The sequence below is a fragment of the Algoriphagus hitonicola genome (genome assembly GCF_900113375.1).
Lineage (GTDB): Bacteria > Bacteroidota > Bacteroidia > Cytophagales > Cyclobacteriaceae > Algoriphagus > Algoriphagus hitonicola.
Map to the genome: position 1 here is coordinate 45,843 of NZ_FOPC01000002.1, position 14,701 is coordinate 60,543.

Sequence of the window (14,701 nt, forward strand, 5' to 3'; positions counted from 1 at the left end):
TAAGGCACAATTCCCATAAGCATCCATCTATTCTATTTAATAAACTAAATATTTAAATAAAACTTAGGTAGATGCCTCCCAATCCAAATCCTGAAAAAATGAAAGCTTCAATTCCTCCCTACATTAATTCGAACCTACTCGGCTTTTTCCTCTTCATACTTTTTCTGAGTCAGTTCGGTTTCCAATCACAAGCCCAAATCAACTCCTCCAAAGGAGTTCCCAGCTACACCAATTATGTGGTTGGGGAATTGGGAATAGCTGGACAGCAAATCTGGAATGTCAATCAAAATAAAGACGGATTTTTATTTGTGGGCACCTCCACAGGCCTGCAAAAATTTGATGGAAAAAACTGGGAGCTTCTCAACTCTCCCAGTACCGAATTTAACACCAACGTCCGATCTACTTTATTGGCCTCAGATGGCACCTTTTATTATGGTTCGTTGGGAGACTTTGGGATAGTGACCACGGATTCGACTGGAAAGACCATCGAACAATCCCTTTTGCAAGGATTTCCTGCAGATTTTATTTTCAATGATATCTGGTCCATCCGTGAGAGCAAAGGGAAAATTTATTTTCAGGCACGGGAGGCTATTTTCATTTACACTCCAGCCACCGATGATCAGTCTGGAAGCCTCAAAATCTGGAAGCCTGATACCGAGTTTATGTATGCTTTTAGCTTGGATGACAGCTACTATGCCCATCAAATGAACCTTGGTCTATTCCAAGAGATAGAGGAAAATCTTCAGCTGATTCCGGGGAGTGAATTTCTAGGAGAAGACCGAGTTCAAGTGCTGCTCCCCTATCGAGAAAAAGGGGAATTTCTTGTTGGAGCATTTGCTGGTGGACTCTTTCATTTTGATGGTAAAAATTTCGAGCCCTTTCAGACTGAAATAGATGACCTGCTTCAGGGAAGAAGTTTGTACAAAGCCCTTGCCCTGCCCGACAGTACCTATGCGCTGAGTGTTTTAGGAAATGGATTTTTTATTATCGATCGGGAGGGTAAAATCAAAGCAAATTTCAACACCAAAAATTCTATCCCGGATCAAAGCGTCTATGCCTTTCACCTCGATAATACTGAAAACCTATGGGTCGGCACCAACAGCGGGCTGTCCAAAATCGAAATTTTCTCCCCCTTGACCCGATTCGATTCTGACACCTACGAAATCGGCAATGCGCTTTCTCTTTCTGCTTTTGAAAATAATCTGTACATCGGCACTTCTACCACCGTACTTTACCTTGATAAAAGTGACGGCATCATCAAAAAAGTGGAAGGAATCCCCAATACCCAAGTTTTTGACCTGGTAGAAGACACTTATAGCGTATTGAGTACGGGTGTAGGATTATCTGAAATCAAGGGTTCCGAAGCAAAATTGATTCCCGAAACCGATAATTTTCAGAGCCTAAGAGTAGTGATTTCCAAGAGCCACGAGGGCTATGTATTCCTCAGCGGAAATTATGGTATTGAGGTATTCAAAAGAGAGCTCAATAGTAATGGCCAATACCAATATGAAGATATCGGGCCGATTTCTGGAGTGCCACGCTCAGTATATTCTATGGCAGAAAACGAAGAAGGTGAGCTATGGGGCGGGACGCAAGCGGGGATTCTATATCGGATTATTTTCCCCAAAACTGCCTCTGGCAATCTTGATGTACCCAATGCCAGAGTGGAAGAATTTGGCGAAAATGATGGGATCCGAGGTCTTTCAGGTTTAGCTGAGGGCCCCATTGATGGGAAAGTATATACTTCGGGTATTGATGGATTTTATTTCTTCAATACCAGTGTCAATGAATTTGAGCGGGATCCAGTTTTCAGCTTTTCGGATGAAGTCGCCGATATTAACCTTGACACCTACGGGCTAGGAATCGGAGAGACAGGCAATGTCTATTTGGATTTCAAAGGTGAAAAAAGATACGCCAAAAAGCAGCCTGACGGGAGTTACCAATTAAAATCCTATCCTGTCAATCTGATCACCGCGAGTGGGGTCACTTCGGGATATACCGAACCCAGTGGAGTGATTTGGATCGGGACTGACGAAGGGTTGATGAGACTAGATCCCACCAAAGAGTATAATGTTGACCATCCCGTTCCATTATATTTCAGATCAGTTTCTTCCGGGGAGAAAAGGCTACCGCTGTCCAAAGACCTAAATGAAAGTAGACCTGAAATTCCCTTCAAAGGCAATCAGATTTCCTTTGACTATGTCGCCCCATTTTTTGTGCGTGAAAATAAAATCCTTTATCAGACTTTCTTAGAAGGCTACGACGAGGAATGGACAGAATGGGAAGACATCATTACCCGTGAATTTACCAACCTTCCTTACGGCAGCTATACCTTCAAGGTCAAGGCAAAAAATACGTTTAATACCCCATCGGATGAAATCTCCTATCAATTTACCATTCTTCCCCCTTGGTATGCCACTTGGTGGGCCTTTGTCCTGTATTTTCTAGGATTTGCCTTGCTGGTTTATGCCTTGGTCAAAATTCAAACGATCAGAATCTTAGCTCGCGAAAAGGAGAAAAATCGGCAGCAGGAACTGGCCCATGCCAAAGAAATCGAAAAAGCATACGAAGAGCTCAAATCCACCCAGACGCAATTAATTCACTCCGAAAAAATGGCTTCCCTTGGTGAACTGACAGCAGGTATTGCCCATGAAATCCAGAACCCGTTGAATTTTGTCAATAACTTTTCCGAAGTCAGTGAAGAGCTAATCGATGAGATGAATGAGGAACTCGAAAGTGGTAATCTCGACGAAGCCAGAACAATCGGCAAAAACCTCAAAGAAAATCTCAGCAAAATCAAACACCACGGGAAGCGGGCAGACTCCATCGTCAAAGGCATGCTGGAGCATAGCCGTGGTGGCTCTTCGGAGAAAAAGCTCACCAACCTCAATGCCATGGCCGATGAATTTCTCCGCCTGAGTTATCATGGACTTAGAGCGAAGGATAAAAGTTTTTCAGCTGATTTTGAGACCGAGCTGGATCCCAATATCCCCCGTGTCAAGGTAGTCTCTCAAGACATTGGACGAGTCTTGCTCAACTTGATCAACAATGCATTTTACGCCTGTGCTGAGCGTAGTCGAAGTGCCAGTGCTGAGCGTAGTCGAAGTGCCAGTGCTGAGCGTAGTCGAAGTGCAGTAAATGAGAAAACCAATTCTACCCTCCAAACCTCCTTAAATATCGAAACAGATTCCGAAGGAGGAGAAAGCTATAAACCAAAAGTCAAAGTTAGCACGAGACTAGTCGATCTTGGAGGAAATGGAGGAATAGAAATCTCTGTGGAAGACAATGGTAGCGGCATCCCAAAGTCCTTAATAGATAAAATATTCCAACCTTTCTTCACCACCAAACCCACAGGTTCGGGAACAGGACTCGGACTTAGTCTCAGCTATGATATCATCAAAGCACACGGTGGTGATCTGCGGGTCAAAAGTCAAGAAGGTGAAGGCACCGAGATGATTGTTTTTTTACCCATAGAAAACTAGGATAGATGACGTTAACTAACAACCAACTGGCTAAAGCAAAAAAGACATACGAAATCTACTGGGAAAGCTATATCAAAGGTGACCTGGAAACCTTCGCCTCCACCCTTGACGAGAACTTTGAAATGATCGGTACCTCTGAAAGCGAAGTTGCCCATAACAAAGCTGAAGGAATTGAATTTTACAAAGCCCAAATGGAAGAGATCATTGGGAAAGCCGAAATGAGAAACAGACAGATCTCGATAAAACCTTTGGGGGCCATGGTCTTGATCAATGAAACTTGTGATATCTATGTTTTGGGCGAACCGGACCTGCATTCCAACAGGCAGGATGGGACTTTTTATTCCAAGATCCGAATATCCACACTCCTGCATGAAACCGGATCTGGCTGGAAAGTGATTCAACAGCACGGATCATTACCCGATATGCGGGTGGAGGAAGGCGAAACCATGGCTATCGAAAAAATCACCAAAGAAAACCTCGAACTCCGGGATGCAGTAAAGAGACGCACTGCTGAACTGGAGCACAAAAATCGGGAATTGGCCATCGAAGCAGCACTGGAAAGAGTCCGGGCAGTAGCCATGGGCATGAAAGAGCCCGAGGAGATGCTAGATGTCTGCCGCATCATTTCGGATCAGTTGCAACAGTTTGGTATCGACAATATCCGAAATGTACAGATCGCAATTATTGACCAGAACATAGGTCAGTACCTCTGCTATCAGTATTTTACTGCTTATAACCAAACCGCTGTTGAAAAAACCGAATACCTCAAAAGTCCGGTAGAACATGGCATGGTCAAGCAGATGCTGACATCTAAGGATGGGCATTTTACTGGAACGCTTGAAGGAAAGGAACTGAAAGAATTTCGAGAGCATCGCAAAGCCGAAAACCATTTACCTGATCCATTTTTAGATAAAGCCACCAAATTAGATTATTGCTTTTTGTCCATTGGGGAAGGGGGACTTGGACTAACCTTGTACCAACCCATGGCTGAGGAAGTTTTGAAATTGTTCAAGCGTTTTCACCAGGTTTTTTACCTAGCATACCAGCGGTTTAGAGATATCCAAAAAGCCGAAGCTCAGGCAAGGGAAGCGCAGATTGAAGTTGCTGTGGAACGTGTTCGTGCCCAATCCATGGCAATGCACCATCCCGATGACCTGGATAAGGTAAATAAAGAAATACTAGCTCAACTTAACTGGCTTCAGATTCAAGGGCTCTCAGGCGTTACCTTTTACCTGGTCGATCAGGATGGATGGGTGAAAGCTTGGGATTTTTCAAGTCCGGGAAATATAGGAAACCAAAACAGTTATACCCTTCAATTCGACTTCAAAAGATATGAAATGATGGGATATCCGTTTGAAATCCTCCAGCAAACTGACCTGAACTACTTCATTGCTGATTATCCCTTTGAAAAACTAGAGAAGGCTGCTTCCGAGATAGAAGAAATAAATCCAGAGGTTGCTAACGCTTTTAAAGAAGCTTTAGCAAAGGGAATCCTAACCCATCAATGGAGTGCCTGCGCCAGAATTACGGATGGATTGCTCGGCGTTGATCTGGTAAGTCCTCCCTCCGAGGACACCAAAACCATCGTTTTGAAAATCGCGGGGGCGTTCAACCAAGCCTATCAACGATTTCTCGACCTTCAAAAAGCAGAAGCACTGGCAAGGGAAGCGCAGATCGAAGCAGCGCTCGAACGAGTCAGAGCGCAGACCATGGCCATGCATAGCAGCGAGGATGTGGGGAAATGTGTGGTTAAGATGTTCAGCGAACTCACCGCTTTGGGGGTGGATGAAGGGACCCGCTTTGGGATTGGCATCCTGAACCACGAAAATGAAAACAATCAGCTTTGGACGGCCCGAAAAACCGGAGAGGAAGTCAATATGCATATCGGCACCATAGATATGGCTTGGCACCCCATGCTAAAGAGAGCCCGTCAGGCCTGGCTAGAGCAAGTTCCGTTTCACCAATATGTGCTGGAAGGAGAAGATTTGCTGAATTACTACCGCATGCTGAATAATGCTCCGGATTATAAAATTCAGATTCCAATCGAAAAATTACCTAAAAAAGAGATCCAACATTGTTTTATTTTCGAACATGGATTCTTTTATGCCTTCAGTCCCAATGAATTCCAACCCCAATTAATTCACATTACCAAGCGGTTCAGTGCGCTATTTGAACAAACCTACAGAAGGTATCTGGATTTGGTCAAGGCAGAGTCCCAAGCCCGTGAGGCAGAAATTGAATTGGCCTTGGAGCGGGTAAGGGCAAGGACCATGGCCATGCATCATAGTGAAGAGCTTTCCGATGCGGGTAATTTACTTTTTCAGCAGTTAAAGCTACTTGGAATTCAGCCCGAGACGAGTTGGTTGTGGTTTGTCGATACCGATACAGACTTGGTAGAAATCTGGACCACCCATGAAAATAAACTAGCCAAACCTATCCGAATTGATCCAGAAAAATTACCGACCGTACAAAAGGAAGTAGAAGCTTGGAAAAATAAAGTTCCCACGCTCAAATTGAAAATCCAGGAATCTGAAGCGGTCAAAGCCATTAAGGAATTTTTTGGAATTGAAATCAGTCATCCAGAAGATGCTGAACATTTTCACCTTCTCCAGATCAGGCATAATTATGGGTTCCTTGGTTTGGGCACATGGAATGAGGCCACAGAAATTGAAATAAAGCTTTATTCTCGCTTCGCCAAAGTTTTTGAGCAGACCTATACCCGATTCCTAGATCTCCAAAAAGCTGAAGCGCAGGCAAGGGAAGCACAGATAGAAGCGGCACTGGAAAAAGTACGTTCCCGGTCCTTAGCCATGCATAAAAGCAGTGAGCTGAATGAGGTGGTCTCCGTTCTTTTCGAAAGATTAAAAGACCTGCAAATCCCTTTTACTGCCGTTGGCATCGCCACAAACATTGAAGGCTCAAAAGATTTAAATGCTTTTGTCTGCGGTCAGAATGAAGCTGGCCTGGTCATCACTAATTATCGTCTCCCTTACTTTGATAATCCGGTACCGAAAGATTTGTACAGCGCCATCGAAAAGCAATTGGATTATTTTGTGGGTCATTATTCAAAAGAAGAAAAAGATGCCTTCTATAACTATGTGATTGCAAATACTGCTGAATTCAGGCATTTGCCCGAGGATATCAAACGCATGATATTCGATAGCACCAACTATACCATTTCCATGGTCGCGGTTAAAAATGCAGTGTTTAATGTCAATGATTTTGAAGGGAAGGTTTTAGCCAAAAATGAAATTGATATCATCCAGCGGTTTGCACGGGTATTCGATCAGGCCTACACCCGCTTTCTCGACCTGCAAAAAGCAGAAGCCCAAGCCAGAGAAGCACAGATTGAAGCTGCTCTGGAGCGGGTACGATCCCGAACTATGGCGATGCAATCCAGTGACGAATTGTCCGAAGCAGCAACAGAGATGTTCAGTCAAATCAAGGGGCTTGGACTTAACCCCTGGAGCTGTGGTTTTAATATTTTTAATGAGGATAAAACAGTCATTTCACAATGGGTAAGTTCAGGAGATGGTAGGCCCATCAAGCCATTTGATACGCCTACCACCAAAGATGTATTTAAAAAAATTGTCGAGCACTCCGAGCAGGATGAGCTGCTATACATCCAGAAGATGGAGGGTAAGAAATTGGAGAATACGTATAAATACATGGCCTCCCTTCCTACGCTTGACAACATATTTGCCGAGTTGGATTCAGCTGGAATAGCGCTCCCCAAGAGCCAGGTAGATCACGTAGCTTATTTCAAACATGGCTATTTGATGTTTATCACCTATGAGGAAACACCGGAGTTCCATTCCATCTTTAAGCGTTTTGCCAAGGTCTTTGAACAAACCTATACCCGATTCCTCGACCTCAAAAAAGCGGAGGCCCAAGCAAGGGAAGCAAAAATTGAAACTGCGCTGGAAAAAGTGCGGTCACGTTCCATGGGCATGCAGTCAAGTGAGGAACTGCCCGAAGTGGCCAACTTGATGTTTTTGGAAATTCAGGCATTGGGTATCCATGCCTGGAGCTGTGGCTACTGTATCTTAGAGGAGGATCGCCGATCCAGCACCTGCATCATGAGCAGCGAGGGGACCATTCAAAAACCCTTCCTCTTGCCTCACTTCGGGGAACCCTCATTTGAAGAATGGGATGATTTCGTTCAGAGTAAGGAATCCTTTTTTGTCCAAGAACTGAAAGGCAGGGCGATCGAAAGTCATTATGACTTTATGACCTCATTGCCTCAACTGAAAGCCACTTTTCAGGCTCTCAAAGACGCAGGACTATCCCTGCCTACCTACCAGATCAATCATCTTTGCAAATTTACACACGGCTTTCTGCTCTTTATTACTTATGAGTCGGTTCTGGAAGCTCACGAAATATTCAAACGGTTCACGAACGTCTTCGACCAGACCTACACCCGCTTTCTTGATCTCCAAAAAGCAGAAGCACAAGCTCAAGAAGCTCGCATTGAAGCAGCCTTGGAACGCGTACGATCCCGCACCATGGGCATGCAAAAAGCCGAAGAATTGGGTGACGTGGCTACCGTTCTTTTTAGCGAATTAAATTCCCTGGTCGATAATCTATGGACCTGTGGATTTGTCCTCTGCGAGCAAAACAGGCAAGAGGACGAATGGTGGCTCAGTCTGGACAACGGCTTGATTCAGCCCTTTTCCCTGCCTAATGTGGGCGATTATGCACACGAAAGTCTCTATCAGGGATGGCAACAAGGCGAGGCATATCGGACTGTAACCCTGGAAAATGAAAAGCTAAGTGAACATTACGATTGGTTGATGGAAATTCCCATTGCCAAAAAGATTTTTGAAGAGATGGAATCATCCGGTATTCCACGTCCAAACTGGCAGCGATTACATGCCGCCTATTTCAAGACTGGTTACCTGGTGATCATCACCGAAGTCCCCTGTGAAGAAGAGGAAATCTTCAAACGCTTCGCTCAGGTTTTTGACCTCACTTATACCCGATTCCTGGATCTTCAAAAAGCGGAAAAACAAGCACGGGAAGCACAAATAGAGGCAGCTTTGGAAAGAATAAGATCCCGTGCAGTAGCCATGCAGACATCCGATGAATTAAAAGATGTGGCTATGGAAATCCGAACACAAATGGGGCTTCTCGGCCAAAGAGATTTGGAAGTGTGTGCCATTCACTTGTATGAGGAACATGAGAATGATTTCGAATCTTGGGGTGCCTTGCAAATTGAAGGACGGGAAAATCTTGTTCTTTCCCAATCCCTGTTCCCTAAATCCGGCAAATTGATCATCGATGAAATGATGGATCGTTATGGTTCAGATCAGGATGAATATGTACTACTCAATGCAGGCAAAAAGGCAGAGGAATGGTTCGATTTGCTCAAGCAAAACGCCCCTGAAACCTATTCCTATATCATAAAATCCATAGGTAATCTTCCCGTAGCCGAAATGAGAGCCTATTGGGCAATAGCTGACTTTTCAGGGGGTTCTTTGGTAATGGTATCATACTCCTTTCCCGATGCGGACTCCAGAAGTCTATTGCGTCGAACAGCCAATGTCTTCGGACTGGCTTATAAACGTTTCAAAGATCTGCGTGTGGCAGAAATCAGCACCAAAGCCGCCATGCGACAAGCCTCACTTGATCGGGTAAGAGCAGATATCTCTTCCATGCGCCATGCGGATGACCTTGACCGGATCACACCGCTGATTTTTAAAGAACTGACCGTATTGGGTGTTCCATTTATCCGCTGTGGGGTTTTCATCATTAATGAAAAACAAAAACTGGTTGAAGCCTACCTTTCCTCCCCTGAAGGCAATTCGCTGGGCGTTTTGCGGCTTCCCTATCGAGCCAGTGAGCTCACCTTTCAGACGGTGGAAGCTTGGCGAAGGGGAAAGGTTCTCAGACAGCATTGGAACAAGGAGGACTTTATCCAATGGATCAACCAGTTAATGGACCAGGATCAGATCCAGGATAGCAGCACCTATCAGGGTACCGCTGCACCACCCGAATCGCTTGATCTTCATTTTGTGCCTTTTGACCAAGGGATGCTTTATGTGGGGGCAGTAAATCCGCTGGAGGAAAATGAATTGGAATTGGTTCAGGCACTTGCCAAGGCTTTTTCCATAGCCTATGCCCGCTATGAGGATTTTGTCAAGCTGGAGCGAGCCAAATCCGAAGTGGAATCCGCCATGAGCGAACTTAAAGCCACTCAATCCCAACTCGTCCAACAGGAAAAACTTGCCTCCCTCGGTCAGCTTACTGCCGGCATCGCCCACGAGATCAAGAACCCGCTGAATTTTGTAAATAATTTTTCGGAACTCAGTGGTGAATTGATCGATGAAGCCTTTGCCGAGCTTGAAAAATTGGAGAATTCGGAGGAAAAAGAAGAAATCATCGCCATTCTCCAAGATGTAAAAGGAAATCTCAGCAAAGTCCATGAGCATGGTACCCGTGCCAATGGCATTGTCACCTCCATGCTTCAGCACTCTCGAGGTGGGGATGGCAAAATGGAACCTACTGACTTAAATGCCTTGCTGAAGGAATACGTCAATTTGAGTTTTCACGGAATGCGTGCAGGTAAAAATCCGATTGAGGTGGATATTATCCTTGAATTGGACCCTGAAATCAAGGAAGTGTCATTGATCAAAGAAGACTTCACCCGGGTAATCATCAATTTATGCAACAATGCCTTTGATGCCTGTGCAGAGCGAAGTCGAAGTGCCATGAGGGGGAAAGTTCAGTCGAAAGACCTGCCAGGTTTCGAAAACCTGGCAGGCCTAAAGGATTACCTCCCCAAGCTCACTGTCCGAACCAAATCTGAAAAAGACAGCATCCTTATCGAAATCGAAGACAACGGCCCCGGCATCCCCGACGAAATCAAAGACAAAATTCTCCAGCCCTTTTTCACCACCAAAAAAGGGACAGAAGGAACTGGATTGGGGCTGAGTATTACAAATGATATTGTAAAGGCTCATGGAGGGGAAATAGCTATAGAAACCTCTATCGACAGTGGGGCTAAATTCATTATTAAACTACCGCAATGAAAGCAAAAACAATCCAAGGAAAAACACCGGCAGCAATTCAAAGCACCTTCCAGGAAAGTTTGACTGATGGCTTTATGCCAACCCTTGCCATTATACTTTTAAGCAAAATGGAAGATGCCGATTCGATCCGTCCAATTTTTGGGAATCGAGGCATTGCAATCTTCGGGATCACAACACCTCAAAAGTTTACCGAACAGGGAATTAACCCTGGTGATATCGTGGTCTTGCTGATGGATATGAAACCGGAGAATTTCAAAATTGTATTGAACGATTACGAGGGATCATCTGCCTATGAAGCCGGGTATAATGCAGGTATAACTGGGAAGAGCGCTTTTAAGAATCCGGGCTTCATTATTTCTCCATTGGATTTCAGAGTTTCTAATGATGAAGTTATCAGAGGATTGACCGATTCGGCAGGTAAGGATGTCATGATCATGGGTGGAGTCACCGGTGATCCGGCTGATTTTAAGGGGATTCTTTTCACCCATGATACAGAAAGTACGGGAGGATTACTTGCACTCATTCTGGATCAGGACAAGGTTGCGATGAGCGGTCTGGCTGTTTCAGGATGGAAGCCGGTAGGAACACCCAAAAAAATCACAAAATGTAAAGACTCTTGGGCGCTCACCATTGACCATGAACCTGCAATGCATGTCATTCAAAGGTTCTTAGGGAATGATATCGTAAGGGATAATTCAGCAGGAAGTGGATTTATCCCAACAGACTTAGGCTATCCATTACAATTTGTGCGAGCTTCAGGAAATGCCATTATGAAACCAGCGCTGTTTTTTAATCCCACCGATCAATCCGTCATGATTGCAGGAGGTGTAAACGAAGGAGATCAATTCCGTTTTTCTCTACCGCCGGACTTTGATGTAATCGATCAAGTAGTTGACAGTACTCGAAGCAGTAAAGAAAAGGAGATGCCGGATGCCGATGTGTTGATGGTCTTTTCATGCGTGGGAAGGTTAGGGACTTTTGGCCCATTGATCGACACAGAAATCGAAGGGTTGGCATCCACCTGGGGCAAGCCTATGATCGGCTATTTCTCATTGGGTGAATTTGGAAAATTGGATGAAGGCCGCTGTGAATTTCAGGGGACAACGGTGAGTTGGGTGGCATTAAAGGAAAAATAAAATTAGACAACATTATGAAAGCAAAATCAATCAAAGCAAAGTCACCGGAGGAATTAAAAATAGTTCTCGAAGAAAGCTTGGCTGAAAATTTTAAACCGACCTTGGCCATGGTTTTCCTTTCGGTAAAAATTGACCGAAAGGCAATAAGTGAAATTTTAGACCAAAAGGGAATTGCGGTTTTTGGTGCAACTGCTAGCGGAACATTTATTGACGAAACAACCGAAAAAGACAGCGTGGTCATCTTACTTTTGGATGTCAACCGGGATCATTTTCAGATCTATTTTAAAGAGTATCCAGAAAAAAACTATCGTGAAACAGCAAGCCGAATTGCCTGGAAGGCGATGGAAAGATTCGCCAAACCTGCTTTTTTGATTTCCGGAAGTCACATGGAAACTGATGCGGAGCAATTACTGCTGGGCTTTGAGGATGCTATAGGTAAAGAGGTAAATGTATATGGGGGGATGGCCTCAGACGACTATACTTTTTCAGAGCAGTTTGTATTTACCAATGGCAGACAATCAAACCGGGGCATAGTAGCATTGGCGCTTGACGAAGAAAGAATAATTATCAACGGTATAGCAACCTGTGGCTGGAAAGCTGTGGGAACTGAAAAAACCGTTACCAAAAGTAAAGGAAATCACGTAATAACGATCGATAATGAGCCGGCTCTGGATATTACCACCAAGTATGGAGGTCTTGAGAATATTACACCGGAAAATAAAGAGGCGTGGTTGGAAGTAGCCGCCAATTTTCCTTTACAGCTTCAGCGAGAAAAAGGTGACCCTGTCATGCGGCCCGGCCTGGTAGTGGACTGGAGCGATCGCTCTTTTTATACCAGTGGTTCTGTTCCCCAAGGCTCCAAAGTGCGTTTTTCAGTCCCTCCCGATTGGGATGTGATGAACAAGGTGGTACAGGGAGCTCAAAAGCTTAAGGAAACCGAAATGCCAGAGGCCGATGCTGTAGTTGTCTTTAGCTGTGCCGGCAGGATCCTTTGCCTGGGTCCTTTAATGCCAGAAGAAATAGAAGGAATAAAAAAGGTGTGGAACGTGCCTATGGCAGGTATGTTCTCCAATGCAGAACTAGGACGGGCAACTGGAGGTAAGTTGGAAATGCATAATTTGACTACCTGCTGTGTAGCATTAAAAGAAAAATAAATGGAAAACAGTCTCCAGACCGTGATCGAATTCATCAAGTCTCATCCGCACATTGAAGCACATAAGAAGGAATTCTTGCTGGGAGTATTGAATGGGACAAAAAAAGAACTCGATATCATAACCTTCAAACTGGACCGCACGGAAAAGGTAAAAAGGACTACTTCAATACTGCTTGAAGAAACAATCGAAGAGTTAGAACAAAAAAGAAAAGCAGTCGAAGAGAGCAACCTGGCCCTTCAAAAATCTCTTGAGGATTTAAAAGCCGCCCAGGTCCAATTGATTCAACAAGAAAAACTCGCTTCCCTCGGTCAGCTTACTGCCGGCATCGCCCACGAGATCAAGAACCCGCTGAATTTTGTGAATAATTTTTCGGAATTGTCTATTGAGTTAATTGAAGAAATCAAAGAAGAAAGAGCCAAGAAACAAGAATCAAGAGATGAGAAACTGGTGGATGAAATTCTGGAAGATATCAAGGCTAATCTTGAAAAAGTAAATGAACACGGCACACGTGCCAATGGCATTGTCACCTCCATGCTTCAGCATTCCCGAGGTGGATCCGGAAAAATGGAACCTACTGACCTCAATGCATTGATCAGTGAATATGTAAATTTATCATTTCATGGCATGCGGGCCGGAAAAAATCCGATTGATGTGGATATCGAATTGAGCTTGGATCCTGATTTGGGCAACGTGCCTCTGATCAAGGAGGACTTTACCCGGGTGATTATCAATTTGTGCAATAATGCCTTTGATGCCTGTGCTGAGCGAAGTCGAAGCGCCTGTGCTGAGCGGAGTCGAAGTGCGAGGGGGAATTCAAAGACGAAAGACCGAAGACCGGAGACCGAAGAAAGCCAGAATTACGAGGCAAATTATCTCCCTAAATTGATGGTGAAATCAACTTTGCGCGAAGACAAGGTCATGATTACGATCGAAGACAACGGCCCAGGCATCCCCGACGAAATCAAAGACAAAATTCTACAGCCTTTTTTCACCACCAAAAAAGGGACAGAGGGAACTGGGCTTGGGCTGAGTATTACGAATGATATTGTCAAAGCGCATGGGGGTAGCTTGTCACTGGAGACAACACTGGGCAAAGGAACAGTTTTCACGATTCGATTAGAGAAAAAATAAAATTGGACAATATGAAATTAATCCAACTCGTCTTTGAAAATATTAAATACAAATTTAATACTGTAAAAAGGTATTTTATATATATTTATGACAATCAGAAAGTTGAGATTGGGATAGATCATCCGCTTTTGACAAAACATTTCCATTTGATCCAAACGACAATAAGACAAAAATTAACACCCCACCACAAACCCAATAATTCTTTTATAAAAACAAAGTACCAACGCTATTCATCCAGTCAAATACAGGAATGTGGAGTAGTGATAACTCAGAAAAATTAAATTTTAAACATAATCCATTTACAAAAACAACCAATTTATGTACTTCAAAAAAATCCTGATTTTAGTCCTTTTGGCACCCATTCTCTTCATCTCAAGTCAGAGACCTGACTATCTTATGGAAGGGGAACCTATACCAGCGCAACAAGCGGTAGAATACCGACTGGTGGTAAAAGTCATCAATGATGAGTGGAGAGTAGTCTTTGATGGTGATGAAACGAGAAGTGATGTAGTACTCCGAAGAGGAGACAGAATTAGATGGGTAGTCGAGGGATCTGACGCTTCATTTGCATTTCCCGATACGCGGATATTTGGACTGGAGACGCGAGATATTAAGGATGGAAATCCACTCGTGATGGCTGTATCGGCAAATGCTCCTGAAGGAACCTATGCCTATTCGGTATTTATCCATGAGGCGATGACTTACGCCCGAGGACAATCTCCTCCACGAATAATTATTACAGAATAATCAAAAGAACTATCCGGCAA

At 44.2% G+C, this 14,701-nt stretch carries 6 protein-coding genes; all 6 read left to right on the forward strand.

Annotated features, from left to right (window positions below):
- Positions 1-98 precede the first annotated feature (98 nt).
- Complete coding sequence (locus tag BM043_RS03010; protein ID WP_177188414.1) at positions 99-3,482, forward strand: ATP-binding protein; 3,384 nt, start codon at positions 99-101, stop codon at positions 3,480-3,482.
- 5 nt (positions 3,483-3,487) lie between these two features.
- A complete protein-coding gene (locus tag BM043_RS03015; RefSeq protein WP_092788785.1) occupies positions 3,488-10,513 on the forward strand; it encodes an ATP-binding protein in 7,026 nt (2,341 codons plus the stop codon).
- Entirely contained in the window at positions 10,510-11,649 is a 1,140-nt protein-coding gene (locus BM043_RS03020) for an FIST N-terminal domain-containing protein (protein WP_092788786.1), read from the forward strand. The genes BM043_RS03015 and BM043_RS03020 overlap by 4 nt, the downstream gene beginning before the upstream one ends.
- Before the next feature lie 14 nt (positions 11,650-11,663).
- Positions 11,664-12,803: an FIST signal transduction protein gene (locus BM043_RS03025; protein WP_143071026.1), complete on the forward strand. Its 1,140-nt coding sequence runs from the start codon at positions 11,664-11,666 to the stop codon at positions 12,801-12,803.
- Positions 12,804-13,934, forward strand: coding sequence for a sensor histidine kinase (locus tag BM043_RS03030; RefSeq protein WP_092788788.1), 1,131 nt, complete (start codon positions 12,804-12,806; stop codon positions 13,932-13,934). It begins immediately after the preceding gene.
- Between the two features lie 318 nt (positions 13,935-14,252).
- The gene (locus tag BM043_RS03035; protein ID WP_092788789.1) at positions 14,253-14,681 is read left to right on the forward strand and encodes a hypothetical protein; all 429 of its coding nucleotides are present in this window, start codon (positions 14,253-14,255) and stop codon (positions 14,679-14,681) included.
- Positions 14,682-14,701: the final 20 nt, after the last annotated feature.